Origin of the sequence: Qipengyuania pacifica (assembly GCF_019711555.1) — a bacterium.
GTDB lineage: Bacteria > Pseudomonadota > Alphaproteobacteria > Sphingomonadales > Sphingomonadaceae > Qipengyuania > Qipengyuania pacifica.
Genome location: NZ_JAIGNQ010000001.1, coordinates 558,162 through 582,727, shown reverse-complemented (window position 1 = coordinate 582,727; position 24,566 = coordinate 558,162). Strand labels below are relative to the sequence as shown.

Annotated in this window: 23 protein-coding genes and 1 tRNA gene; 7 read left to right on the top strand and 17 right to left on the bottom strand. The window is 61.3% G+C overall.

The genetic code is table 11. The features are described 5' to 3' along the window. Positions 1-93: 93 nt before the first annotated feature. Positions 94-1,068 carry a class II fructose-bisphosphatase gene (glpX, locus tag K3177_RS02915; RefSeq protein ID WP_103024617.1) on the bottom strand — a complete coding sequence of 325 codons (975 nt, stop codon included), beginning with the start codon at positions 1,066-1,068 and terminating at the stop codon, positions 94-96. 99 nt (positions 1,069-1,167) lie between these two features. Here glpX and K3177_RS15280 point away from each other — a divergent pair, with 99 nt between their 5' ends. Continuing rightward, positions 1,168-1,755 carry a hypothetical protein gene (locus K3177_RS15280; protein WP_247714198.1) on the top strand — a complete coding sequence of 196 codons (588 nt, stop codon included), beginning with the start codon at positions 1,168-1,170 and terminating at the stop codon, positions 1,753-1,755. On the opposite strand, the gene K3177_RS02905 is transcribed toward K3177_RS15280, so the two are convergent. Both K3177_RS02905 and K3177_RS02900 read right to left on the bottom strand, forming a co-directional pair. Continuing rightward, positions 1,709-3,016 (bottom strand): homoserine dehydrogenase, encoded by a 1,308-nt coding sequence (locus K3177_RS02905; protein ID WP_221596924.1) that lies wholly within the window; start codon positions 3,014-3,016, stop codon positions 1,709-1,711. The genes K3177_RS15280 and K3177_RS02905 overlap by 47 nt on opposite strands. 72 nt (positions 3,017-3,088) lie before the next feature. Then, positions 3,089-3,934: a hypothetical protein gene (locus K3177_RS02900; RefSeq protein WP_221596923.1), complete on the bottom strand. Its 846-nt coding sequence runs from the start codon at positions 3,932-3,934 to the stop codon at positions 3,089-3,091. Between the two features lie 350 nt (positions 3,935-4,284). Between K3177_RS02900 and K3177_RS02895 the strand changes: the two genes are divergently transcribed. The 4 genes from K3177_RS02895 to K3177_RS02880 all read left to right on the top strand — a co-directional run bounded on the left by K3177_RS02895 (position 4,285) and on the right by K3177_RS02880 (position 6,895). Next, entirely contained in the window at positions 4,285-4,950 is a 666-nt protein-coding gene (locus K3177_RS02895; RefSeq protein ID WP_103024620.1) for a TonB family protein, read from the top strand. Between the two features lie 57 nt (positions 4,951-5,007). Next, the gene (locus K3177_RS02890; RefSeq protein WP_196847346.1) at positions 5,008-5,805 is read left to right on the top strand and encodes a MotA/TolQ/ExbB proton channel family protein; all 798 of its coding nucleotides are present in this window, start codon (positions 5,008-5,010) and stop codon (positions 5,803-5,805) included. An 83-nt stretch (positions 5,806-5,888) separates the two neighbouring features. Beyond that, positions 5,889-6,419, top strand: coding sequence for an ExbD/TolR family protein (locus K3177_RS02885; protein ID WP_173830083.1), 531 nt, complete (start codon positions 5,889-5,891; stop codon positions 6,417-6,419). A gap of 38 nt (positions 6,420-6,457) precedes the next feature. After that, entirely contained in the window at positions 6,458-6,895 is a 438-nt protein-coding gene (locus K3177_RS02880) for an ExbD/TolR family protein (protein ID WP_103024622.1), read from the top strand. Positions 6,896-6,995: 100 nt separating this feature from the next. On the opposite strand, the gene K3177_RS02875 is transcribed toward K3177_RS02880, so the two are convergent. The 5 genes from K3177_RS02875 to K3177_RS02855 form a co-directional block, all read right to left on the bottom strand. Continuing rightward, positions 6,996-9,464 (bottom strand): ligase-associated DNA damage response DEXH box helicase, encoded by a 2,469-nt coding sequence (locus K3177_RS02875; protein WP_221596922.1) that lies wholly within the window; start codon positions 9,462-9,464, stop codon positions 6,996-6,998. A 63-nt stretch (positions 9,465-9,527) separates the two neighbouring features. Beyond that, positions 9,528-10,373 carry a DUF2059 domain-containing protein gene (locus K3177_RS02870; RefSeq protein ID WP_221596920.1) on the bottom strand — a complete coding sequence of 282 codons (846 nt, stop codon included), beginning with the start codon at positions 10,371-10,373 and terminating at the stop codon, positions 9,528-9,530. A 28-nt stretch (positions 10,374-10,401) separates the two neighbouring features. Beyond that, complete coding sequence (gene pgmG / locus K3177_RS02865; RefSeq protein WP_221596918.1) at positions 10,402-11,805, bottom strand: phosphoglucomutase/phosphomannomutase PgmG; 1,404 nt, start codon at positions 11,803-11,805, stop codon at positions 10,402-10,404. Next, positions 11,802-12,104, bottom strand: coding sequence for a J domain-containing protein (locus K3177_RS02860; RefSeq protein ID WP_221596917.1), 303 nt, complete (start codon positions 12,102-12,104; stop codon positions 11,802-11,804). The genes pgmG and K3177_RS02860 overlap by 4 nt, the downstream gene beginning before the upstream one ends. After that, the gene (locus K3177_RS02855; RefSeq protein WP_221596916.1) at positions 12,101-12,910 is read right to left on the bottom strand and encodes a division plane positioning ATPase MipZ; all 810 of its coding nucleotides are present in this window, start codon (positions 12,908-12,910) and stop codon (positions 12,101-12,103) included. The genes K3177_RS02860 and K3177_RS02855 overlap by 4 nt, the downstream gene beginning before the upstream one ends. Positions 12,911-13,135: 225 nt before the next feature. Between K3177_RS02855 and K3177_RS02850 the strand changes: the two genes are divergently transcribed. Both K3177_RS02850 and panC read left to right on the top strand, forming a co-directional pair. Continuing rightward, entirely contained in the window at positions 13,136-13,909 is a 774-nt protein-coding gene (locus K3177_RS02850; protein ID WP_221596915.1) for a CsgG/HfaB family protein, read from the top strand. 75 nt (positions 13,910-13,984) lie between these two features. After that, positions 13,985-14,848 carry a pantoate--beta-alanine ligase gene (gene panC, locus K3177_RS02845; RefSeq protein ID WP_221596914.1) on the top strand — a complete coding sequence of 288 codons (864 nt, stop codon included), beginning with the start codon at positions 13,985-13,987 and terminating at the stop codon, positions 14,846-14,848. 50 nt (positions 14,849-14,898) lie between these two features. On the opposite strand, the gene K3177_RS02840 is transcribed toward panC, so the two are convergent. The 9 genes from K3177_RS02840 to pepN form a co-directional block, all read right to left on the bottom strand. Beyond that, positions 14,899-14,972 (bottom strand) — tRNA-Gly (locus K3177_RS02840). Between the two features lie 46 nt (positions 14,973-15,018). Further along, positions 15,019-15,630 carry an OmpA family protein gene (locus tag K3177_RS02835; RefSeq protein ID WP_221596913.1) on the bottom strand — a complete coding sequence of 204 codons (612 nt, stop codon included), beginning with the start codon at positions 15,628-15,630 and terminating at the stop codon, positions 15,019-15,021. A 4-nt stretch (positions 15,631-15,634) separates the two neighbouring features. Then, positions 15,635-17,488: a cation:proton antiporter gene (locus K3177_RS02830; RefSeq protein WP_196847340.1), complete on the bottom strand. Its 1,854-nt coding sequence runs from the start codon at positions 17,486-17,488 to the stop codon at positions 15,635-15,637. Positions 17,489-17,590: 102 nt separating this feature from the next. Then, positions 17,591-18,121, bottom strand: a complete 531-nt coding sequence (locus K3177_RS02825; RefSeq protein WP_221596912.1) for an adenine phosphoribosyltransferase — start codon at positions 18,119-18,121, stop codon at positions 17,591-17,593. An 80-nt stretch (positions 18,122-18,201) separates the two neighbouring features. Beyond that, positions 18,202-19,053 carry a cytochrome c1 gene (locus K3177_RS02820; RefSeq protein WP_221596911.1) on the bottom strand — a complete coding sequence of 284 codons (852 nt, stop codon included), beginning with the start codon at positions 19,051-19,053 and terminating at the stop codon, positions 18,202-18,204. An 18-nt stretch (positions 19,054-19,071) separates the two neighbouring features. Continuing rightward, positions 19,072-20,364, bottom strand: a complete 1,293-nt coding sequence (locus tag K3177_RS02815; RefSeq protein ID WP_221596910.1) for a cytochrome b — start codon at positions 20,362-20,364, stop codon at positions 19,072-19,074. A 23-nt stretch (positions 20,365-20,387) separates the two neighbouring features. Next, positions 20,388-20,960, bottom strand: a complete 573-nt coding sequence (gene petA, locus K3177_RS02810) for a ubiquinol-cytochrome c reductase iron-sulfur subunit (RefSeq protein ID WP_221596909.1) — start codon at positions 20,958-20,960, stop codon at positions 20,388-20,390. Between the two features lie 228 nt (positions 20,961-21,188). Beyond that, a complete protein-coding gene (gene pgeF / locus K3177_RS02805) occupies positions 21,189-21,851 on the bottom strand; it encodes a peptidoglycan editing factor PgeF (protein WP_221596908.1) in 663 nt (220 codons plus the stop codon). A 7-nt stretch (positions 21,852-21,858) separates the two neighbouring features. Beyond that, positions 21,859-24,510, bottom strand: coding sequence for an aminopeptidase N (pepN, locus tag K3177_RS02800; protein ID WP_221596907.1), 2,652 nt, complete (start codon positions 24,508-24,510; stop codon positions 21,859-21,861). Positions 24,511-24,566: the final 56 nt, after the last annotated feature.

Below are 24,566 nucleotides of genomic sequence, written 5' to 3'. Positions count from 1 at the left end.
GCGAATCCTTGGGAAAGCTGGCTGAGCGCCCCGCCTAGCCGAGCGTCATGGATATGCAACATGTCAGACGGGCATTTCCCCGCCCGGCGCAGCTTATTTTGCCCGGTGCTCGCCCTTGATCCAGCGCACCGTGCCGGAACTGGCCCGCATCACGACGCTTTCGGTCGTCATTCGTCCGTCACGCAGATATTTCACGCCTTCCAGCAGCGAACCGGAGGTGACGCCGGTAGCGGCAAAGATGCAATCGCCCTTCACCAGCTCGTCACGAGTGTAGATCCGGTCGAGATCGTCGATCCCCCACTTGGCGGCGCGTGCCTTCTCGTCGTCGTTGCGGAAAACGAGGCGACCGTTGAACTGGCCACCCACGCAGCGCAGAGCCGCAGCGGCCAGCACGCCTTCCGGCGCGCCGCCCTGACCCATGTACATATCGATGGTCGTATCTTCGTCCGTAACCGCGATCACGCCGGCGACGTCGCCATCGCCGATCAGCACCACGCCGCAGCCGAGGTCGCGCAGTTCCGCGATGAGATCGGAATGGCGCGGACGATCGAGCACGCAGACGATGATGTCGCCGGGCTCGACACCCTTGGCAGCGGCAACGGCCTTCACGTTTTCGGTCGGCGATTTTGCCAGGTCGATGATCCCCTCGGGATAGCCGGGACCGACGGCCAGCTTGTCCATGTAAACGTCGGGCGCATTGAGCAGGCACCCTTCCTCCGCCGCTGCCAGCACCGCCAGCGCGTTGGGACCGGCCTTGGCGGTTATCGTCGTGCCTTCGAGCGGGTCGAGCGCGATATCGATCTTGGGACCCTTGCCCTGCGCCCCGCCGACCTTTTCGCCGATGAAGAGCATGGGGGCCTCGTCGCGCTCGCCTTCGCCGATGACGACCGTGCCGTCCATGTAAAGCGTGTCGAAGGCCTTGCGCATTGCTTCCACGGCGGCGGCATCGGCAGCCTTCTCGTCCCCGCGGCCGATGAGCCTCGAGGCGGCCACCGCCGCAGCTTCGGTCACGCGGACCATTTCGAGGACGAGGACGCGATCGAGCGGGTTGTCGGCAGGCGAGTTCATAATGGGTTCAGTCCTCGGAAAGCTGGTAGGGCTATGGATGGGCAATCCACCCGCTGGCAAGAATTCGTATGCGCGGCCGGATAGACAGGGAGCTTTGCATTGTCGAGACACTGGCGCGTCGGGCCGTTTATCGTGCTGGGCCTTTTACTGCCCGCCCCGCTTGCCGCGCAGGATGAATCCGGAGAGACGATCGACATTCTCGTCCCACCCGAAGATTACCTTCCCCCGTCCGAAGATTGCAGTGCCGAGGAGGAGGCCGCGTCGATCTCGGGCGAGATCATCGTGTGCCGCAGGCGCTCGGATGGCGGCGAATACGGCTACGACAAGGAACGGGCCGAACGCGAATATGCTGCCAAGACCATGAACAAGGGTGACCTGCGTACACCCAATGTCGATGGGCCAGGCATCTTCCAGGGGCCCGCGACGATTGGCGGTGTCTGCGGCATCGGCCTCAACCCCTGTCCGCCCCCGCCTGCCTATCTCATCGACTTCTCGACGCTGCCCGAAGCCCCGCCGGGATCGGATGCAGACCGGATTTCGCGCGGATTGCCGCCCCTGGGCCGCGGTGCCGCAACCACCGAAGCGGAAAGCGCCGCGCGGGCAAAGCAGCTCGGCCTACCCCCCGTGCCAGGCAGCAGTATCAGTCCTTCAGAATCGGCATCACCAGAGGCGGAGCCGTCAGACTAGGCGATCCCTCCAGCAGTTCGAGCGCCTTGGTGACGCAACGCTCGGGTCCTTCGTGCGTGACCATCGCCACCAGCACTTCGCCGCCTTCGTGGTCGCGCCCGCGCTGGATCAGGCTCTCGATCGAAACTTCCGCATCGCGCATCGCCGCGGTAATCTCGGCCAGCACGCCAGGCCGGTCGGTGACGGTAAAGCGGATATAGTCGCGCCCGATGCGATTGCCCGGATCGGCGGGCGGGAAGGTCTCCAGCTCCTCCACCGGGACGGAAAACGGCGCGCCCAGATCTCCCCGCGCAATGTCGATCAGATCGGCGACGACCGCGCTGGCGGTCGGCCCGGCCCCAGCACCGGCCCCCTGAAACAGCAGCCGGCCCGAGAAATTGCCTTCCGCCACCACCGCATTGGTCGGGCCCGTCACGGCGGCAAGCGGATGGCCCCGGGCCACCAGGCACGGGCGAACCCGTTGCAGCAAGGCCGACGTGCCGTCGCTATCGTCGATGGAGGCGATGCCGACCAGCCGGACGACATAGCCCAGCGTCCCGGCCTGCGTGATGTCCGCCGCGCGCACTTCGCCGATACCGGTCGCATCGACATTGGCGAAATCGACCCGCGCGCCAAAGCCGATGGCCGACAGGATGGCCAGCTTGTGCGCCGCATCCACACCTTCAATGTCGAATGTGGGGTCGGCCTCGGCAAAACCCTTCGCCTGCGCTTCCGCCAGCATGGCGTCGAAGTCGGCGCCCGTCCGCTCCATTTCCGACAGGATGTAATTGCAGGTGCCGTTGAGAATACCGTAGATCCGCTCGATACGGTTGGCCGCCGCTCCTTCGCGCAGGCCCTTCACCACCGGTATGCCACCCGCAACCGCGGCCTCGAACTTCAGCGGCACGCCGCGCAGGGCGGCCTGTTCCGCCAGCGACAGGCCGTGATGCGCGATCATCGCCTTGTTCGCCGTCACGAAGGCCTTGCCCTCGTCCAGCGCCGCCCGCGCCAGCGTCAGCGCGGGTCCGTCCGAGCCACCGACCAGTTCGAGCACGACATCCACATCCGCCCGGGCGGCCATCGCCTGCATGTCATCGACCCAGGCGAAAGGCGACAGGTCCACGCCGCGGTCGCGCGTGCGGTCGCGGGCGTTGACCGCAACGATCTGAAGCGCACGCCCCGCGCGGCGTTCGATCGTCGAACGATTGGTTTCGAGCAGCTCGATCACGCCGGTGCCGACAGTGCCGAGCCCGGCGAGGGCTATGCGTAAAGGATCAGACATGCCCGACCGCCTAGCGCAGCATTCCGGTCAGTTGGAACCAGTTTGTCTTGGAAAGGGTGAAGCCGGGCCTGTTCAGCCGCGGGTCCGCTCACATTTCCCGAGCGCCTGGCGCACCAGGGCATAATCCGCCGCCGCAATTTCCCGCGACCGCGGGTCCTGCGACAGATTGGCATTGGTCGGCAGGGTCTCCGGCAGTGCGCAGGCCAGCTGGTACCATTCCAGCGTATTGCGCTGCGGGGCGGTGGCGGACTGATCGACGATCTCGGTCCACGACACGCCCCAGCGCGGCTCCTGACCCGGGCGGCGCACGATCGTCACCGATACCGGACCGTCATTCTCCGTATCGAGGAACAGCTGCGTTTCCGATTCCCCCACCAGCGTGCCCTGCACCGCCAGCGCGTCGCGGATCCCCGTTACTTTCGGCGGCGCATCCTGCGACAGCAGGGACGAGAGCACCGGCCGTAGCCGGGTCTCGAACGCCTCGCTGTAAGGGAACTGGGCCTGCGGATCGATCAGCTGGATCTGATCGGCATGTCCCGGCACGGGCCGCGCGAACAGAATGACATCCTGCTTCTTCAGCTTGGGCGCCTTGCCTTTAGCCGTCATGGGCACGTCGACGAGATAGCGCAGGGACTCGCCTACCGGAGTCGTGCCCGCGATCAGCGCAGACGTGCGCGCCTCGACATAAAGCCTTACGAAACCCGGGGCGAGACCCGGGGAGCGTTCCCGCTCGACAGTAGCCTGATTGCGGATCTCCGCGCGCACCACCAGGGGGGCCGTGTCGGCCAGATCGACCAGATCGGCATAGGTCAGCGCAGGCGCGGTCCCTGCCACCTGCTGAGCACCCGCTGCGGATGGCGCCATCGCCAGCGCCGCACAGGCGAGGAGAAGGCGTGAAGGCACTCGGGAATTCGACATGGGCAAGAATCTTTCTTTTGATGCGTCGGTGCTCGCGATTCGGAAAACCACCGGGGCCATTCAGGGTTCCTTCCCGGGAAGCACTGAATCCGCGGTTAACCGATAAAGCGTTTGCGGAGGGGGGGCTCCTTGGGTAAGGATCGCCCCGGACCCGAGTAAATGATACATTGTTGCTTGGGGGGAGGCGTCCGGGTTCTTATCGGGAACTTCGGTGCGTCTTTGCCGCTTGGCATTTCGTGCCCAGGTGGCGCAAACGCCTTAACGGCACCCATTTCTTGCCATTCAGGCGGGTCGCAATGGGTGTCAATCTGCCCCGGGTTACCGGGGCGCCGATGGAGTGATGCAACCGAATGGCTTATGCTGACCAACAGATGAGCGGCAATCGCGTCGTCGCGATCATCATTGTTGCCCTCATCCATATCGCTCTCGGTTACGCCCTCATCACCGGCCTCGCATATAATGCGGTCCAGCAGGTGGTCGAGCGTGTGACTACGATCGATATCGAGGAACCCCCGCCGCCCGAAGAAGAACCGCCGCCGCCGCCGCCGGAAGATATTCCGGATACGCCGCCGCCGCCGGTCGCACCGCCGCCGCCGATCAATATCGCGCCGGCTCCGCCTCCGATCCGGACGCAACAGACGATTCCGCCGCCGGCACCCCCGCGGCTCGTCATTCCGCCGCCGGCACCCCCGGCACCGCCGCCACCGCCGGCCGTTGACCGGACTTCCGGTGCTACCCCACGGGGTCAGTCTGGTTGGGCGCGCCGCATTCAGAGCAACTACCCTCGTCGTGCCGAACGTGAAGGCACCGAAGGCTCTGTGGGCGTAACAGTGACCATCAGCCCTGATGGCCGCGTATCATCCTGCAGTGTTTCGCGTTCGAGCGGATCGAGTGATCTCGATGCGGCAGCGTGTGACGGGATGACGCGTTATGCTCGTTACAACCCCGCCACCAATGCGGCAGGCGATCCCGTGCAGGACACGGTATCGACCACCATCGTCTATCAGCTGAATTAATTATCCCGCGCCTGCTGCGGCGGGCGGATATCGGAATTTTCAAAAGGATTATTCGTTATGACCTTCGAACTTCTTGCAGCTGCGGGTGAAGCAGCGCCGCAGAACTCCTTTGGCTTCATGGAAGCCATGGAACAGGGCGGCATCATTGCCTGGTCGATCCTCGCCGTTCTGGTGATCATGTCGGTCGGCTCGTTCTACATTCTCTTCACCAAGCTGCTCGAACAGCGCAAGGTGATGAGCCAGTACAAGGCCGTGCGCACCAACTTCTGGAAGGCCAACAGCCTTCGTGACGGCGCTACCAAGCTCGACAAGAACAGCGCATGGCGCCAGCTCGTAGACGATGCGATCCTCGCAGAAGATCAGCACGCCAAGATGACCGATAAGCTCGAAGCACACGACTGGATGCACGGCTCGCTCGCGCGTTCGGAAGACACCATCAACTCCAAGCTTGCTGGCGGCCTGCCGTTCCTCGCAACGGTCGGTGCAACCGCACCGTTCGTCGGACTGCTCGGTACGGTTATCGGTATCTACCGCGCCCTGATCAACATCGGCATCGCCGGTTCGGCTTCGATCGACAAGGTCGCGGGCCCGGTTGGTGAAGCACTGATCATGACCGCCATCGGTCTTCTGGTCGCGGTTCCGGCCGTGTTCGCCTACAACTGGCTCCAGGGTCGTAACAAGCGCATCGCTGAAATGCTCGGCGCCTTCACGACCGACCTGCTCGCCTACATCAATTCGAACGGCACGGTGAAGCCGGCTGCCATGACCGCTACGTCGACGCAGCAGGCCGCCAAGGCTGCTCGTACGGCACCGGCAGGCGCGACCACCACGACCACGACTACGGTCAAGAAGTAATCGATCGGAACCCGGGGGCGGCTTCGGCCGTCCCCGACACCCTCGCATCGAACCCAAGAATTTCGAACGTTAGGAACTGAACCATGGCGATTTCGACAGGAGGTGGCGGCAATGCGCCCATGTCGGACATCAACACCACGCCACTCGTGGACGTGATGCTGGTGCTTCTGATCATCTTCCTCATCGCGGTTCCGGTCGCGATCCAGACCATCGAGAAGCTGGAAATTCCGGTTTTCGAATCGGTCGAATCTCAGGACAAGGTCGAAAACCTTCTCCTGACCGTCAGCACCAGTGACGATAACGGTGTTAGCGCCGGCGAACCCGGCTTCCAGGGCGCATCGCGCAATGGCGAATGCCGGGTATATTTCAACAACACCACCGCGGTGACGTCGGAAGAACTGTACGATCGGGCCTTTGAACGCCTCGACAACATCGTGCAGCGCGCCGGCGGTCCCGAAGTGATCATGAACGACCCGGAAAAGATTCCGCAGGTCCATATTCGTGGTGACGTCAATGCTCCGTGGTCGTGCGTTGCAGGTGCCATCTACAACGTCCAGGCGGCGGGTTATCCCACCGTCGGCTTCATCTCGAACCCGGTCGACCCCAACGGTTGATCGTGCGTTTCGCCAAGCAGATTAGGGAGTAATCCACTATGGCAATGTCAGGCGGCAGCGATGATGGCGCCCCGATGATGGAAATGAACATGACGCCGTTGATCGACGTCCTGCTCGTTCTCCTCATCATGTTCATCATCACCATCCCGGTCGCAACCCACTCGGTTGACATCGACCTTCCGGCACCCAGCCAAACCCCGCCCGACGTCACTGTCGAGCCGGACAAGAACAAGCTGGTGCTGACGGCAACCGACGAAATCCTGTGGAACGGCAATTCCATCGATCAGGGCCAGCTGCGTACGCTGCTCGATCAGTCGACACAGATGGCTGTCGAACCGGAACTGCAGTTCGAACCCGAACCGCTCGCCAGCTATGACCTTTCCGCAAAGGTCCTGCAGCTGATCAAGGTGAGCGGCGTGACCAAGTTCGGCTTCGTCGGCAACGAACGTTACAGGACATTCGGCAAGGCCGGTTGATCTTGCGGAACGTCGATAGAATACTGGGAAAGGGGCGGAGCGATCCGCCCCTTTCTTTTTATGCGGTGCCGAACATTGGCTGGCATTCACCCAATGCCGCTCAGTCGGCAGGCAAATCCACCTCGTCCACCCGCATGGCTGCACCGGCAAGGCTTTCCGCCTCCAGTAAAAGCTCGTCGTCGACCGAACCCTGCGGCGTCGCCTCGCGGCCGATCATGACCATGACCGGCACTGCAAGCGGGCTCACCCGGTCGAGCTCGACATGCACGAGCTGTTCGGCGGAACGGTCCAGCAGATCACCCAGTCGCCCGACATCTGTCAGCCGGGTTCGCGCATCCGCCCACGCCGCTTCGAGAAGAACGTGGTCCGGCTCGTATTTGCGTAGGACGTCGTAGATCAGGTCGGTCGAGAAGGTGACCTGCTTGCCGGTCTTGCGCTTTCCCGGATGCTGGCGCTCAACCAGCCCGCCGATAACGGCAACCTCACGAAACGCGCGGCGCAGCAGGTGCGAATTCTGCACCCATTCGATGAATTCATCCTGCAGGATGTCGGGCGACAGCAAGGGGGCCGGATCCTTCACCGGTTTCAGGCCCCATACGGCGAGCGAATAATCGTTTGCCACAAACCCGCCCGGCATCAGGCCCCGGTCTTCCATCCGCCGCGTGATCAGCATGCCCAGGCTCTGGTTCGCGTTCCAGCCCTCGAAAGTGTAATAGACGCTGTAATGGCGCTTTGCGTGGGGGAAGCTTTCCACGAGCAACTGCCCCGGCCCGGGCATCTGCGAGCGCCAGTCCTGCACTTCCAGCCATTCGCGTACGTCGTCGGGAAAGCGCGCCCAGCCGGCGCGATCGACAAGCATCGTGCGTACCCGGTCGGCAAGGTGCGTCGTCAGCGGCAGCCGCGCGCCGCCGTAGCTGGGGATCATGGCGCTGGCCTTGGCTGCCTTCACGACGACTTCCATGTCCTGCACCTTGATCACCTCGAGGCTCATCCCCGCAAATGCGAAGGTATCGCCGGGACTTAGCGAGGCGGCAAAGCGCTCCTCGACCTTGCCAAGCGACCGTCCTCCGCGCCCTCGCCCCGCGCTAATGCGTACATCGAGCATTTCCGCATCGATAATGATCCCGGCGTTCATGCGGTGGCGCTGTGCCTGCTCGGGATGGCTCAGGCGCCAGACGCCGTCTGCGTCGCGCACGATGCGTTTGAACTTGTCGTAGGCCTTCAGGGCATATCCGCCGGTTTCCACGAAAGAGAGGACACGCTCCCAGATCTCTTCGTCCAGCCAGGCATAGGACAGGCTCGAGCGGACTTCCGCCAGCAGCTCGGCTTCCTGGAACGGTGCTGCGCAGGCGCAGGCCATCACGTGCTGGGCCAGCACGTCGAGCCCGCCGGGCCTGAATTCCTCGCCGTCACGCTTGCCCTCGTCGACCGCCTCCTTCGCGGCCGTTGCCTCGAGGAATTCGAACCGGTTGCCCGGCACGAGCAAGGCGCGACTGGGCTGATCGAGCCTGTGGTTGGCCCGCCCGATGCGTTGCAGCAGGCGCGACGATCCCTTCGGTGCCCCCATCTGCACCACCAGATCGATATCACCCCAGTCGACCCCCAGATCGAGGCTGGCGGTCGCCACCAGCGCGCGCAGCTCGCCGCGCGCCATCGCTCCCTCCACCTTTCGCCGCGCTTCCTTGCTCAGCGAACCGTGATGGACGCCGATCGGTAGGTTTTCCTCATTCACATCCCACAAATTCTGGAAGATGTACTCGGCGAGGAACCGCGTGTTGGTGAAGATCAGCGTTGTTCTGTTGGCCCTGATCTGCTCGTATAGCTGCGGTATGGCCCACGTCGCCGCATGCCCGCCCCAAGGCACGCGCTCCTCGTCCGGCAGCAGGATCTCGACCTCCGCCCGCGCCCCGGCCTCGCCTTCGACCAACCGGACACTGTCGATATCCCCCCACGGCGCCAGCCATTCGCGAAATCCTTCCGGATTGGCCAACGTTGCCGACAGCGCCGCTCGCCGCATGCCCGGCGCAATCGCCTGCAGCCGCGCCAGCGCCAAGGCGAGCAGATCGCCCCGCTTGCCCGTCGCGAACGCATGTACTTCATCAATCACCACCCGCTTCAGCCCCCGGAACAGTTCGAAACTGTCGGGATAGGAAAGCAACAGCGACAGGCTTTCCGGTGTCGTCAACAGGACATGCGGTGGCCGTGTCCGCTGGCGCTTCTTGCGGTCGGAAGGCGTATCTCCGCTACGGGTTTCGACCCGGATCGGCAGGTCGAGCTCTTCGATCGGCGTCAGGAGATTGCGCTGCACGTCATGTGCCAATGCCTTGAGCGGAGACACATAAAGGGTGTGCAGACCCTCGGGCGGCTTACCACCATCGAGGCGCGAGGGCGTGAAATCGGCCAGCGTCGGGAGAAAGCCCGCGAGCGTCTTCCCAGCCCCGGTGTCGGCCACGAGCAAGGCGTGCCGGTCGGCATCGCTGGCGCCCAGCATATCAATCTGATGGCGCCTGACACGCCAGCCGCGTCCGGCAAACCAACCCTCCAGTTCTGGTGGCACAACGGACTGCATCAGGACAGAAGCGATGGAGCCGTGGTTTCGGTTCCGCCCCCGCGCGTTTGCCGCGTGTCCACTCTACATTTCTGGGTCGAGGGCCGTTTCATCCATACGTTTGGGCGGCTTTACGAGTTCGCCCAAGCTATCCGCATCCACATCCAGAAGATCGGCCAGCCGGCTCCGTTCGGCGGGGGTAAGATCCGCATACGCACGTTCGGCGGGGAGCGAACCCATCGCTTCTTTCATCGATGATTCCATGCCTCCGAACCCGCTCATCATGGAAGGCAATGCCTGAATGCTGGCCTGCATCACCTGAGGATCGGAGAACAACGCCATCGATTCTCTTGCATAAACGCCGCCGGTAGGTGTGGCGAAAAACGCAGCAATGTCGTTCAGCTGGTTCTCGTCGAACCGCACGGCATAGGCTTTGGAAAGGCCGTCCCGCATGGGACCCTCCATTGCCGAGAACATGCTTCCCACCTCGCCGGTGAGGACGTCCGAGATGACATCGACGCGCTGATCATACGCAGGGTCGAGCATGGACAGTATCTCGACCTGCTCGGCTTCACCAAGCTGCGCGATCGCCTCCTGTTCGACCTCGAGCCGTGAGGCCAGGATGAATTCCGGTGTCGCGAACATGGAGACCACCGGACGTACCATCTTGTCGATCATGTCGCCCATCATCTTGCCATAGAAGCCTTCGGGTATCATCTGGCCAACGACTGCCTCGGCCATGGGCAGCCGCGATTGCTGCTCTGAAGTTAGCGGCTCGGTTTGAAAGAGGCCGGCCATCAGGCCCGCGAATTCTTCCATCCTCTCTGGCGTTGAACTTGCGGACTCCTCGCCGTCCACATCTTGTGCAAGTAGCGGGTTCGCAGCAGCAAGCGCTGCGATCGCTATCGTTGTCCTGACCAACTTTCGCATTACTTCCCTCCCTGATATTACCGCTGGATCAATGGCCGGCCTGCGGCCCGCGCTGAAGACCGGACGCTTCAAGCTGCGCATCGATCTGTGCAACAAGTCGGTCCAGGCCTTCCTGGCTTTCGCTTTCGGCGCGAGCGACAAGGACATCCTGCGTGTTCGAAGCCCGTAGCAACCACCAGCCATCGTCGGTCGTTACCCGCACACCATCGGTGGTGTCGGCAACCGCATCGCTCGCAGCGATCCTGCCAGCGATCTCTTCGATCGCAGCGAACTTGCGGCTCTCATCGACCTGAAACCGCATTTCAGGTGTATTGACCATGGGCGGCATCGCTCCGCGCAACTGGGTAACCGATCGGCCAAGCCGCGCTGCCGCGGTCATCAGTCGGACACCCGCATAGAGTGCATCGTCATACCCATAATACTCGTCCGCGAAGAAGACATGCCCGCTCATTTCGCCTGCGAGCGGCGAACCTGTTTCCTTCATCTTGGATTTTATCAGCGAATGGCCGGTCTTCCACATCACGGGATTGCCGCCATGCGTTGCCACGTGATCGAACAGCGCTCGGCTGGCCTTCACATCGGCAATGATCGTCGCGCCCTTCGTCCGTGCCAGCAGGTCTTCCGCGTAGATCATGAGCAACTGATCGCCCCAGATTACGCGCCCTTCGCCGTCGATTGCACCGATGCGATCTCCATCCCCGTCGAACGCCACACCAAAATCGAGCGACTTGTCGGCGACAAGCTTTCGCAGGTCCTCGAGATTTTCCTCTACCGTCGGGTCGGGGTGGTGATTGGGGAAATTCCCATCGACCTCGGTAAACAAGAGGTGATGTTCGCCCGGAAGCCGCTCCGTCAGTTTTTCAAGAGCGGGGCCGGCAGCGCCATTGCCTGCGTCCCACCCGACCTTGAGACTGTCCAGCACACCTGGTTCAACGCCGTTGAGTGCCTCGATCATACGTTCGATATACGCGTCGATTACGTCGCGACTTTCAACTTCGCCCGATCCGTCGGCCCATTCGCCTTCTGCGCCGCGGCGGCCCAGCTCCTGGATATCTGCGCCGAAGAACGGCCGACCCTGGAACACCATTTTGAAACCGTTGTAATTTGCCGGGTTGTGGCTGCCGGTGATCTGGATGCCGCCATCGACATCATCGGCGGAAGCTTCCGCATAATATAGCATCGGTGTCGGCCCCATGCCGATCCGGACGACGTCCATGCCCGATGCGGTCAGTCCCTCGATCAAAGCGTGTTCGAGCAAAGGCGAACTGACCCGACCATCATATCCGACGGCAACCTTGCTCCCTCCGGCCTCAGCAAGCATGGTTGCAAACCCGCGGCCGATTGCCCGCGCATCGTCCGGGCCCAAGGTCTCCCCGATAATGCCGCGAATGTCATACTCGCGCAGAACGGTGGGATCGAAAGCATGGCTCATTCTGGACGCTCCGGTTTTTCGTGATTTGTGTCACTTAGCAATAAGTCGCGGGCAGCGTTGAGTTCCTGCATTGCCGCGTTCGAACCGCCTCTGTCGGGATGTATCATGGCAGTTCTGCGACGATGCGCCTCGCGTATTTCGCGGCGATCGGCCCCCACACCGACGCCCAGGAGCGAACGCGCTTTTTCTATGCCGATCTGATTGGCTGGCTTTGCCTGGAGGTATTCCCATGGCCATTTTCCGAATATCCAGCGACATGCAACCGAAAGCAGCACCAAAAGCGCTATGAGCCGGATCACTGCGTGCCGCCTTCGGAATTTTCGTTGCCGCTACCCGGTAAACGCAGACTCGCGACAAGGCCGCGTAGCTCTTGCCGTGCAACAAGGTGGCTGGTGCCAAGATCGCCCAGTTGTCCCTTGTCCAGCAAGGTCAATCCAGAGGGGAAGAGCTCACGATAAACGACGCGTTCTGACAGTCCCTTGGCCACGCGAAAACCAACACGTTTCGCCATTTCGCCCAGGGCCTGCTCGATCCGGGCCATATTGCGCGCTTCGGTATAACCCGTGCGGTTGCGGACAACGACCCAGTCCATTTGCGCGCGCTGCTGTTCGATCGAGGTCCTGCTGCGCTTCAGCCGCGCTTCCCAGATCAGTTCGGCATAGAAGGACAGCTTCTTTACCTTGAAACTCTCCCCTTCGACCTGACCTATGAGATCGAAATCGACGAAACTGTCGTTCATTGGGGTGACGAGCGTGTCGGCAGTGGTCGCGGAATGCCGAGCGAGCGGGTCGTCACGCCCCGGCGTATCGATGACGATAAAGTCCGCACCGACCGCCTGCTTTTCGATCAAGGCTTCCATGGCGCCTTCGTCCATATCTTCGACGACATGACAGCGAGCCGTCGGCAGAGTGATCGAACGACGCCGCATCGTTTCTGCGCGGTTTTCGAGATAGCGATGCATCGTCCGCTGTCGATGATCGAGATCGAAAGTGACGACATTGGCACCCTGGAACGCGAGGGCGACGGCGACATGCACTGCTGTCGTCGATTTGCCCGTTCCGCCCTTTTCATTGGCGAAGACAATGCGGTGAGGTTGCGAAACCATCAGGAAAAAGCTGGAAAAATCATGCTGCGCAATTCCCTATCCGCCCCTTCACGCGGCGGCAACGCGCCTAGTGCCCGGAAGGCGTTTTTTTCCAGAATGACGCATCCCTACTAGCGCGATGCCGATCATTTGATAATCTTCGCCGATCCGGGTCGCGTGCGACGGGCGAGACACGACAGCAAGTCGGCAGCCGTGAACTGTTTTCACAATGGGGGACCCCGGATTATGAAAAAGGCATTTCTCGCGGCACTAGCCGTACTGTCGATGACCGGCCTCGTGTGCCAGCCCGTTCTGGCACAAGGCAAATCGTCCGGTCGGAAGGCACAGGATCGTGCGACGACGGAAATTCCACGGTGCACCCGAAATCTCGGTACGATTGCGGTCGTCGAGCCGGACGACAAATGGTGGCGTGAACTCAATCTCGGCAGCCCAGAACAGATCATCCGCGTCTTCGTTCAGCGTTCGGGTTGTTTCACCATGGTCAGCCGAGGTCGTGCGATGCAGAGCCGTGCGATGGAACGGGCATTGCAGGAACAGGGGGAGCTTCAGGACGGACAGAATGTCGGGCTGGGCCAAGTGGTGACTGCCGATTACTTCCTGCAACCCGATATTGTCAGTGCGAATAGCAATTCCGGCGGTGGGGGCGGCGCCTTGGGCGGTGTCGTCGGAGGCCTGTTCGGCCGCGCTGCAGGGGCACTTGCGGGCGGCATTCGGGTGAAAAAAGGCGAAGCGAACGTCGTGCTGTCGCTCGTCAATGCGCGCACTACTGTCGAAGAGGCGCTGGTCGAAGGGTATTTCCAGAAAAAGGATCTTGGCTGGGCCGCTGGGGGCGGCCTGTTCGGCGGGGGAGGAGGGGCTGCCGGGGGTTTCGGCGGCTACGAAAATACCGCTATCGGCCAGATCATCGTGCTCGCCTATCTCAACGCTTATACCGATATGGTAACCCAATTGGGCGGCCTGCCGCTCGATGCGGCGGCGGCAGCACCCGAGGCGCGCTGAGAAGCACCGGCTTGCAAGTTATGGGGCGGGACGGCACAGGACGCCCGCCCTTTATCGTAACCGGGAGCAGGCTCCTTGCAAACCGTCACCCAATTATCCGAACTGCGCCGAGAAACTGATGCCTTGCAGGCCACCGGTACACTCGCACTTGTGCCGACGATGGGGGCACTGCACGAAGGCCATCTGACGCTGGTACGAGAGGCTAGCCGGGTGGCCGACCACGTCGCAGTATCGATATTCGTAAACCCTCGTCAATTCGGCGCGAACGAAGACCTAGACGCCTACCCGCGACAGCTTGCGCGCGATGCCGCTTTGCTGGAGGCAGAGGGGGTTTCCTTGCTCTGGGCCCCTCCCCCGGGAGAAGTTTACCCCGAAGGTTATGCGACCAACGTGTCGGTCTCAGGTATTAGCGAAGGCCTCTGTGGGGCCAATCGCCCCGGCCATTTCGATGGTGTCGCGACGGTTGTCTGCAAGCTGTTCAATCAGGTCCGTCCCGACATGGCTTTCTTCGGTGAGAAAGACTGGCAACAGCTGGCCGTAATACGCCGGATGGCGAGAGACCTGGATCTTACCCGGCCCCATGTCGATGCGATCCACGGCGTCGCAATCGTGCGAGAAGACGATGGGCTCGCGATGAGCAGTCGCAACGCCTATCTCACAGTTGAAAATCGCGCCATCGCCGCAACTCTGCCGCGAGAGATGCGATTGGCAATCGAGCGCATCGGCGCAGGTGATGCGACCGGGTCTGTTCTCGAGACCTTTCGTGACCGGCTGCTCGATGCAGGGTTCGATTCAATCGATTACGCCGAAATTCGTGATGGCCGCGACCTTGCCCCTGCGAGTGAGCCTAGTCCGGGCGACCGATTTTTCGTAGCCGCACGAATCGGAGGGACGCGGCTGATCGACAATATGCCGCTCGCACAGAGACCGCCTGCCTAGGCTTATCTACCTTGCGAAGCGACCTTTGGAGATCATCGGCAATTGAGAGTTGGAGCGGGTAAGGGGAATCGAACCCCTCTAGCCAGCTTGGAAGGCTGGAGCATTACCACTATGCTATACCCGCTCGGGTCAGGCGCCATTGCCACCGAAGCCGCGCCTGCGTCAACACGCTATTGCGTTTCTTCGCTTGCTTCGCCGTCCTCATCTTCTGTTTCCGTCGCCAAGCTTTCAGCCAGGGTAGGTTTTTCGACCTCCGCCGGCTGTTCTGCGGTGTACACCTCTATCTCGACGCGGCGATTTGCCAGCCTTCCCTCTTCATTGGGCGAACCGTCGGGCAGCGCATTGGGCGCTGCCGGATTCTGTTCACCGAAGGCGATGACGGAAATACGGCTTGCTTCCACACCGTTTTCGACAAGCCAGTCTCGAACGGCTTCGGCGCGGGCACGAGAGGCTCGCATGTTCACATCGTCGCTACCGCCACTGTCGCTGTGTCCACGAAGCACGATCGCCCCTCCGCCGGTCACCTGCGGCGAGGCAAGTACGGTCGCCAGCTCAGCCCGGGCTTCCTGAGAAAGTTCGGCGCCATCCGGAAAGATGATCCGGGTTTCCAGGGATTCCGGCGGGCTGAGGCTATCGATTGGCTCGACCTGAAATTCCGGACGGAAGATCGATCGTTTACCTTCAGCGGGTTCTTCCGGGGCGGTTGGCGGCTGTTCGCTGTTGCACGCCGCCAAGAGTAACGTCGAAACAACGATTGCGACGTGGTGTCCATGCCGGTTCATCAAATCATGTTCCTTGCTCGGCGGTCTTGCTGCGCTTTCGCTCGCGTTTCGCGGCCGCGTCCTGTGCGGTACGTTCTTGTGGTGGAGCGAAACTGACTATGACATCGCCAGCCCGCGGTTCGGGTCTTGCCGCATGGGTGAAGAAGCGGATCGTCCCATTCTCTCGCAGAAGCAATAGCATTGCTGCTGCATCCGGCAAACGCTCGCGAGCTGCTTCGAAATCGAATTCGTCCGAGAGCTTGGTCTTGCGGAAGACCCAGCCGCGCGAGAGGCGCTCGTTGACGTCTTCGACGCCGAACCCGCTTTCGAAGAGCGCGCGGCCACGAATGCTGCTGGGAAGCGAATGCCGATCATCTTCATCCACAGCGTCGCCGAGCTGGAAGACGGTGTCTCTGCCTATTTCGTATGCAAACTCGTTGCAAACCAAGGCGTTATAAGCCTCGTTCTCCGTCGCTGCGACCAGGACGGCGTAGGGGGTTAGATCCAGATTATGCTCGGTCGCTTCGTTGAGGATTTCGCCGTGATAGAACGGCAGGCCATTCTGCCGGGCTAGTGCGAGACGTTGCCAGCTCGCATCGACCACCATGACCGGCGCCTTGAGCTCTTTCATCATCATCGCCAGCGATATGGTCCACGGCGTGCTGCCGACTATGATGATACCCGGCCGATTGCTGCCCTTCAGATTGAGCAGCTTGGCGACCAGATCGATCGTGAAACCATGGGCGACGATCGTTACGACGACCACGGCAAAGCTGAGGCCGATCAGGGCAGTCCCGTCATAGCCGATTTCTTCCAGGCGAAGGGCGAACAGGCCGGAGATTGCGACGAGCACGATCCCGCGAGGGGCAATCCACGCAAGAAAGAGCCGCTCGTTCCATGGGACCGAACTGCCCAGCAGGCTGAGCAGTATCGTGGCCGGGCGGACCAGGAAGAGCAGCGCGAGGAGGAAGAGACCGAAATTCCAATTGAGGTATGCCAGTTCCTCGAATTTCAGGCTCGACGACAGGAGGATAAAGATACCGGAGATCAGGAGAACGGCCACGTTCTGTTTGAACGGATGGATGCTCCGCAGGGACGTCACGTTCATGTTGGCCAGCGCCACACCCATGACGGTGACAGCAACAAGGCCTGCCTCATGCTCGATCTGATTGGACAGGACGAAGACCACGATCACCGCCGTCAGCAGCACCGGGACCTTGAGGAATTCAGGGACGGTACCGCGCGGGAAGGCCCACGCGATCGCTGCTGCAGCCACATAACCGATTACGCCGGCAAGGATTGCTGCGAAGATCAGCGGCGGGACGACTTCGAACAGGCCCGAACCCGGCGACGCGGTGACTGCACGGAAATATTCATACGCGACAACCGCGAACAGGGCGCCGATCGGATCGTTGACGATAGCTTCCCACTTGAGGATCGCCGCCGGTCGCGATTTCACCGATGATTGCCGCAACAAGGGCATGACCACGGTCGGGCCGGTGACCACAAGAATACCCGCAAACAGGATCGCCACAGGCCATTCGAGCCCGCCGATCGAATGTGCGGCAAAGGCCCCAAAGACCCAGGCGATCGGACCGCCCAGGATCACAAGGCGCCAGACAGCTTCGCCTGCGTGCCGCAATTCGCGGAGGTCGAGGCTCAGGCCGCCCTCGAAGAGGATAAGCGCAACGCCGATCGCCACCATCGGATCGAGCAGTTCGCCGAAGGCATGTTCGGGATCAAAGAGCCCGAAGACCGGACCCGCCAGAAATCCAGCGGCCAGCATGAGGACGATTGCTGGCCACCCGGTACGCCAGGCAAGCCATTGAGCGCCTATGCCCAACATGCCCACCATCGCGATGACTAATGACTGTTCCATGCCCCCCTCTGGCTGCGCGACTATATCGCTAGTCCGGGCGCCCACACGGCGCCAGCCCTACCAATGCCCGACCCTGGCATTATTTCCATCGCTATGCGCGATTCATGCGCCGGCGAAATTCATCAATGCGCTTACGTCGACCGAGCGTTCGGCGAGCTTTTCCCGACCACCAAGTTCGGGCAGATCAATAACGAATGCGGCGCGAGTGACCAACCCGCCCGCATTTCGCAACAATTCCGTCGCCGCTGCAGCGGTGCCGCCTGTAGCAAGAAGATCGTCGACGATCGCTACCGCTTGGCCCTGTGCAATGGACTGCGGGTCCATTTCCAAACGGTCGACTCCATATTCGAGTTCGTAATCTACGCCTATAACGCAGCAAGGCAACTTTCCGGGCTTGCGTATCGGAATGAACGGTAATTCCAGCCGCGCGGCGACGGCCGCACCAAAGATGAAACCGCGCGCCTCCATGCCGGCGATTGCCTCAGCGCCCGAAATTTCCCTGGCAAGCCATTCTATGGTCGCGGCAAAGCCAGGCCCATGACCGATGAGGGTGGTAATGTCGCGGAACTGGATTCCTGCCTTGGGAAAGTCCGGGATTGTCCGGACAAGGGCTTTGAGCTCGGCAGGCGTCATGGCGTCGACCCTCTAAACAAAGCAGCCCCTTGCATCCTGACGATGCAAGGGGCGCATATCATTTTGAGATCAGAGATAATCTAGGCGTCTTTGCGCTTGGTCGCTGCCCAGATCTGCTTCTTGGAGAAATACGCAAGCACAGTCGCGAAAAGCAGGAAGATCAACACCGGCCAACCTGTCTGCTTGCGCTTCACCAGCGTGGGTTCGGCTGTCCATGTCAGGAATGCGGCTACGTCGGTGGCCATCTGCTCGATGGTGGCTTCGGTGCCATCATCGAAGGTCACCTGACCGGCAGTCGTCAGCGGAGGAGCCATCGCAAGGTTGAGGTTCGGGAAATAGGGGTTGTGATGCAGGCCCGGAGCCGGCGCGGCTTCGGGATGTTCTGCCAACAGTTCCGCGGACGGTTCCTGATAGCCCATCAGCAGCGAGGCGACATAATTCGTGCCATCATGGCGCGCCTTGGTCATCAACGAGAGATCGGGCGGAATGGCATTGTTGTTGGCTGCAGCCGCTGCGACATTGTTGGGATAAGGCGACGGGAAATAGTCCGTAGGCAGGCCAGGACGCGTGGTCGCTTCGCCGGTGTTCGGGTCGATACCGGGCACCTGCTTGGATGCCGCGAAAGCCTTCACCTGACCTTCGTCATAGCCGATCTGTTCGAGATCGCGGAACGCGACGAACTTGAGGCTGTGACAGGCCGAGCAGACTTCGTTGTAGACCTTGAAGCCACGCTGAAGCTGCTGAACGTCCCATTTTCCGAAAGGCCCATCGAACGAATAGGCGATATCCCGCGGCTCTTCATAAGGAAGGTGAGCAGGTGCCTCTTCCGTAATCGCGGCGTAGGCGCCAACCACGAAGGAATACAACGCTACGACCGCGAAGCCGAGGCCGACGAGAATTGCGACAAGGCGGATGCTGAGAAGCTTGGTCATTTCTTTTCTCGTACTCGCTTAGGCAGCCGTCTTGGCGTTTTTGCCGAGCACTGCCTTGTCGTCCGAGCCGAGCACGGCTTCGGTTATCGAATAGGGCAGCGGTTCCGGCTTCTCGATCTGGCTGACGATCGGAATGATCACCAGGAAGTGAAGGAAGTAGTAAGCCGTGGCGATCTGGCTCAACATCACGAAGGGTTCTTCGGCCGGCGCGCCGCCGCAGTAGAACAGCACCGCCATGCAGACCAGCAGGGCATAGAAGAACTTGCGGAACAGCGGACGGTAGTGGCCGCTGCGAACCGGCGACTTGTCGAGCCAGGGCAGGATGAACCAGATCAGGATCGAACCGAACATCGCGATCACGCCCATCAGCTTGGCCGGAATGAACAGGAAGTCGACCGTGAAGGCGCGAAGGATCGCGTAGAACGGCCAGAAGTACCATTCGGGCACGATGTGCGCCGGCGTCGAAAGCGGGTTCGCTTCGATGTAGTTATCCGGGTGGCCCAGCGTGTTCGGCAGGAAGAATACCAGCGCGAAGTAGAGGATCAGCGCCACACCCAGACCGAAGCCGTCCTTCGCCGTATAATACGGGTGGAAGGGCAGCGTGTCGCTTTCCTGCTTCACTTCCACGCCCGTCGGGTTCGACGATCCCGGAATGTGGAGCGCCCAGATGTGCAGGATAACAACCCCTGCGATTACGAAGGGGAGCAGGAAGTGGAGGCTGAAGAAACGATTGAGAGCCGCATTGTCCGGAGCGAAGCCGCCCAGCAACCAGACCTGAATCGGCTCGCCCACCAGCGGGATTGCGCCAAACAGGCCGGTGATGACCTTGGCGCCCCAGAAGCTCATCTGACCCCAGGGAAGCACGTAGCCCATGAAGGCGGTGGCCATCATCAGCAGGAAGATGACGACGCCCAGCAGCCAGATCATTTCACGCGGGGCCTTGTACGAGGAGTAGAAGAAGCCGCGGAAGATGTGCAGGTAGACAACGATGAAGAAGAAGCTGGCGCCGTTGGCGTGCGCATAGCGCATCATCCAGCCCCAGTTTACGTCGCGCATGATATGTTCGGTCGTGGCAAACGCCACCTGGGCGTTGGCAGCATAATGCATCGCCAGCACCACGCCGGTCACGATCTGAAGTACCAGGAAGAAACCGGCCAGAACGCCGAAGTTCCAGAAATAGCTCAGATTGCGGGGAACAGGATAGCCTGCACCGACAGCGTTATAGACGAGGCGCGGCAGCGGCAGCTTCTCGTCGAAGAACCTCATGACCGGATTGGTCGGGGTATATTCCTTGGCCCAGGGAAAGCTCATCGTATCGTCTCTTCTCTCTACGCTCAGCCGACCTGAATGACGGTGTCCGAGGTGAACTCGTATTCCGGCACTTCGAGATTTGCCGGCGCGGGACCCTTACGGATACGGCCAGCCGTATCGTAATGCGACCCGTGACAGGGGCAGAAATAGCCGCCGTATTCGCCTTTGACTTCGCCTTCGGCGGCACCGAGGGGAACACAGCCGAGGTGGGTACAGACGCCCATGGTCACGAGCATGTCTTCGTGACCTTCCTTCGTCCGTTCCTCGAGAGTCTGCGGATCCCGCAAGCTGCTGGCATCGACGGCGTTGGCCGCCTGAATTTCAGCACCCGTCAGGCGACGCACGAACAGCGGCTGCTTGCGAAACACTGCCTTGATGGCCTGTCCCGGCTCGATCGCCGAGACATCGACTTCCGTCGAACTGGCGGCAAGGACGTCTTTCGACGGCGCCATCTGGCTGATCAACGGATATACGACGGCAAGACCGCCGATACCCGCAGCGCTGACTGCAGCGATGTCGAGAAAGTCACGGCGGCGGATACCGTTATCGGTAACGACTGCCGTTTCGGAAGTTGCGGTTGCAGCGGTGTCTGCCATCAGCGCTTTGCCTTGCCTGCCTTGGTATTGCGCCGTGGCCCGGACGGGTTAGGCGCAGAGTGCGAATCCATGGCCGGACCTATCCGAAAGCCGGTACGCCCGAATATACGGTACGTGCGCGGAAGCCCCCAGTGTGCCCGGTTTGGACGCGCCTCTAGCCGCTATGCGGCAGGTTGCCAACCGCCATTTTGGCAAGCTTTGTACGTCAAGGTGCAATCGCGGCAGGGATCACACGGGTAGTGCGATGACACTGAGCTGTCTGCCCCCGGTTTCCTCGCCCCGATGCGTTGCGCGCCTGAACGAGAAGAAGCGATGGGGCTGCGCATAAGTGTCTTCGCGCAGATCCTCGATATCGCGGACACCTGCATCGCTCAGGCACTGGTACACATAGGCTGGCAGATCGAACTGGTAATGGCCGGGGCGCCCGGCTGCGAAGAATGGTGCATCGCGATTGTCGAACTGTTCGCGAAATCCCTGATCGACTTCGTAGCTGCCCTGCGCGATCGTGGGGCCGATTGCCGCCTTTATATCGGATGCATGTGCACCCAGCGACACCATCGCCGCCACCGTGTGTTCCAGCACGCCGCCCACTGCTCCGCGCCAGCCAGCATGCGCTGCACCGACAACGCCGGCTTTGGCATCGCTCAGCAAGACCGGAGCACAATCGGCGGTGACAATGGCCAATGCGATACCCCGCCTGGCGGTGACGAGCGCATCGGCTTGCGGCGGTTCGGGCCATGGCTCATCGACGATCACAACCGTCGCCGAATGTATCTGGCGCGGACACATCAATTTCGCGCCGCGGGCTATGTCGTCGGCTTCCAGACCAATCGACGTCGAGAAGCCATGGGGAATGCCATCGAGCAGGTCGGCCTTCAGGAAACTGCTCACCACGCGATCATCCCAGCGAACGCGTGACCTGCTCGAACGTGTCGCGCGAGAGTTTTGGCGCAGCAGCAACTCTTTGGAGCGCGTCGCGCATCAACTTGGCGCGCCCTTCTTCGATGCGGCGCCAGCGCCCCAGGGAAGGGATGAAGCGGGCCGCCGTCTGCGCATTGATCGGATCGAGTTCCAGAACGAGGTCGGCGATCATGTCATAGCCCTCGCCATCCGCCGCGTGAAATGCGGAAGGATTTGCCGCGAAGGCCATATAGAGCGAGCGCACTCTGTTGGGGTTCTTCAGCGTGAAGTCCGGGTGACCGCGCAGAGCTTTCACATGGTCGATCGTGTCCGGATGCAGCGAACTGGCCTGCAATGCGAACCATTTGTCGATGACCAGCGCATTGCCTGCGTAGCGATTGTAAAAATCTTGCAGCTTGTCGGTGCGTTCCGGGCTGTCCAAGCCGGCAAGGACCATCAAGGCCCCCTGACGATCGGTCATATTGTCCGAATGGTCGTACTGATAGGCAGCGAGTTCGGCTGCCTTTGCGGGATCGCTGGCAGCGGCATAGCTCAGCACCAGCGTCTTGACCTTGCGCGCGCCCTTGGCGTCTGCATCCAGCGAGAACGGCAGGCCCTCGACCCGATCGTAAAGAGCGTGGAACTGTGACGCCAGCCGATCGCCGAGATCGGCCTTCAGCGCCTCCCGCTCGGCATGAATTCGGCCAGGATCGGCAACCAGCATCTGCTCTGCGATATAGGCCTGGCTTGGCATCGACATCAGTTCGCCGCGCATGAGGTCTTCGAGGCGATCGTCTTCAATCACCGATTTCATTGCCTGCGCTATGTCGCCGCGCGCCGCCTTGCAGCCAGCATCGTCAAGATCGCCCGTCACTGCGCCGACGAGATAGCCGGTCATGAGTTCCTGCATTGCTTCGTACCGGGCGAACGGATCATCGTCCTGCGCAGCAAGAAACACGAGATCATCCCGCGATACCTCGCGCTCGATCGAAACCGGGGCTGAAAATGTCCGATTGATCGACAGCACCGGCTTTTGCGCAAAGCCATCGAACGTGAAAATTGCGCTGTCCTGATCGAGAACGATGAGTTCTTCGCCCCTGTTCTCACCCGACTGACGGTCGAACAACGCGACCTTCAGGGGAATCGGCATCGGTTTCTTGTCGGGCTGACCGGGAGTGGCAGGAATGGTTTGCGAAAGCTTCAGCGTCGCGCTGTTGCCCGTATGCTCGAGCTGCACCCTTACCTTCGGCGTGCCCGCCTGCGAATACCAGCGGCGGAACTGGGTCAGGTCCATGCCGGTGCCATCTTCGATAGATTTGACGAAATCCTCGCATGTCGCGGCTTCGCCATCGTGACGATCGAAATAGAGGTCGGTCCCGCGGCGGAACCGCTCTTCGCCAGCCATGGTCCGCATCATGCGAATGACTTCGGCGCCCTTGTTGTAGATGGTCGCCGTGTAGAAGTTGCTTATCTCGCGATAGGAATCGGGCCGGATCGGATGCGCGAGAGGGCCGGAATCCTCGGGGAACTGTACGCCGCGCAATACACGGACATCCTCGATACGCTTGACCGGCGCGCTGCCCATATCCTGGCTGAACAACTGGTCGCGTAGCACGGTGAAGCCTTCCTTGAGGCTCAGCTGGAACCAGTCGCGGCAAGTGATTCGGTTTCCCGACCAGTTGTGGAAGTACTCGTGGCCGATCACACCCTCGATCCCGTCGTAATCGCCGTCGGTGGCGGTGTCGGGATCGGCGAGGACATACTTCGTGTTGAAGATATTGAGCCCTTTGTTCTCCATCGCCCCCATGTTGAAGTCCGAAACCGCGACGATATTGAACAGATCGAGATCGTATTCGCGCCCGAACGTCTCCTCGTCCCATTTCATGGATCGCTTCAGGCTCTCCATCGCATGCTCGGTCCGATCGAGATCTCCGTCCCGGACCCAGACGTTCAGTTCCACCTTGCGGCCGCTGGCAGTGGTGAAACTGTCTGTCCGAGCGACGAGGTCGCCGGCCACCAGAGCGAAGAGATAGGAAGGCTTGGGCCAGGGATCGTGCCATTCCGCCCAGTGCGTGCCACCTTCTTCGCCAGCATCGGTGCGGTTGCCGTTGCACAGCAGTACAGGGAACTGCGCTTTCGGCCCGCTCATTCGCACCGTGTAGGTGCTGAGCACATCCGGGCGATCCGGGAAGAATGTGATTCGGCGAAAGCCTTCCGCCTCGCATTGCGTGCAAAGCATGCCATTGGAAGCGTACAGCCCCATCAATTGCGAATTGTCGGACGGGTCCAGTTCGGTGACGATTTCGAGTGTATGCCGCTCGCCTTCCAGCGTGACGACGAGATCATCGCCGTCCATCATGTGCCCTGCACAATCGCCTCCGTCGCAAGTGATCGACACGAGTTCGAGACTATCGCCGTTCAGGCGAATTGTCGGGGAAGCGTCGGCTTCCGGATTGCGTTCGACATCGAGCCTGGTGATCACACGAGTTTTATCGAGGCCCAGATCGAACTCCATCCTGATCGTCGGGATCAACCACGCAAAAGGGGTGTAATCTGAGCGCTGTATTTCGGGCGGCGCCTTGGGTTCAAACGCTGCATCGGCCATTTCGGGGTTGCCGTCGGGCGAAGCGGGAGTGCGCGCAATATCCATGAATGTCCTGTCGTTTTTCCGGGCGAAAATGCTCTGTCACCCAACGCAACGCCCGT

Excerpts from the sequence above, each read along its gene's own strand:
- K3177_RS02870 (WP_221596920.1), bottom strand. The coding sequence starts at position 10,373 with ATGCGAAAGTTGGTCAGGACAACGATAGCGATCGCAGCGCTTGCTGCT.
- K3177_RS02875 (WP_221596922.1), bottom strand. The coding sequence starts at position 9,464 with ATGCAGTCCGTTGTGCCACCAGAACTGGAGGGTTGGTTTGCCGGACGC.
- K3177_RS02895 (WP_103024620.1), top strand. The coding sequence starts at position 4,285 with ATGGCTTATGCTGACCAACAGATGAGCGGCAATCGCGTCGTCGCGATC.
- glpX (WP_103024617.1), bottom strand. The coding sequence starts at position 1,068 with ATGAACTCGCCTGCCGACAACCCGCTCGATCGCGTCCTCGTCCTCGAA.
- K3177_RS02835 (WP_221596913.1), bottom strand. The coding sequence starts at position 15,630 with ATGAACCGGCATGGACACCACGTCGCAATCGTTGTTTCGACGTTACTC.
- pepN (WP_221596907.1), bottom strand. The coding sequence starts at position 24,510 with ATGGATATTGCGCGCACTCCCGCTTCGCCCGACGGCAACCCCGAAATG.
- K3177_RS02825 (WP_221596912.1), bottom strand. The coding sequence starts at position 18,121 with ATGACGCCTGCCGAGCTCAAAGCCCTTGTCCGGACAATCCCGGACTTT.
- K3177_RS02830 (WP_196847340.1), bottom strand. The coding sequence starts at position 17,488 with ATGGAACAGTCATTAGTCATCGCGATGGTGGGCATGTTGGGCATAGGC.
- K3177_RS02890 (WP_196847346.1), top strand. The coding sequence starts at position 5,008 with ATGACCTTCGAACTTCTTGCAGCTGCGGGTGAAGCAGCGCCGCAGAAC.
- K3177_RS02820 (WP_221596911.1), bottom strand. The coding sequence starts at position 19,053 with ATGACCAAGCTTCTCAGCATCCGCCTTGTCGCAATTCTCGTCGGCCTC.
- K3177_RS02900 (WP_221596923.1), bottom strand. The coding sequence starts at position 3,934 with ATGTCGAATTCCCGAGTGCCTTCACGCCTTCTCCTCGCCTGTGCGGCG.
- petA (WP_221596909.1), bottom strand. The coding sequence starts at position 20,960 with ATGGCAGACACCGCTGCAACCGCAACTTCCGAAACGGCAGTCGTTACC.
- K3177_RS02885 (WP_173830083.1), top strand. The coding sequence starts at position 5,889 with ATGGCGATTTCGACAGGAGGTGGCGGCAATGCGCCCATGTCGGACATC.
- K3177_RS02815 (WP_221596910.1), bottom strand. The coding sequence starts at position 20,364 with ATGAGCTTTCCCTGGGCCAAGGAATATACCCCGACCAATCCGGTCATG.
- K3177_RS02855 (WP_221596916.1), bottom strand. The coding sequence starts at position 12,910 with ATGGTTTCGCAACCTCACCGCATTGTCTTCGCCAATGAAAAGGGCGGA.
- K3177_RS02850 (WP_221596915.1), top strand. The coding sequence starts at position 13,136 with ATGAAAAAGGCATTTCTCGCGGCACTAGCCGTACTGTCGATGACCGGC.
- K3177_RS02880 (WP_103024622.1), top strand. The coding sequence starts at position 6,458 with ATGGCAATGTCAGGCGGCAGCGATGATGGCGCCCCGATGATGGAAATG.
- K3177_RS02905 (WP_221596924.1), bottom strand. The coding sequence starts at position 3,016 with ATGTCTGATCCTTTACGCATAGCCCTCGCCGGGCTCGGCACTGTCGGC.
- pgmG (WP_221596918.1), bottom strand. The coding sequence starts at position 11,805 with ATGAGCCATGCTTTCGATCCCACCGTTCTGCGCGAGTATGACATTCGC.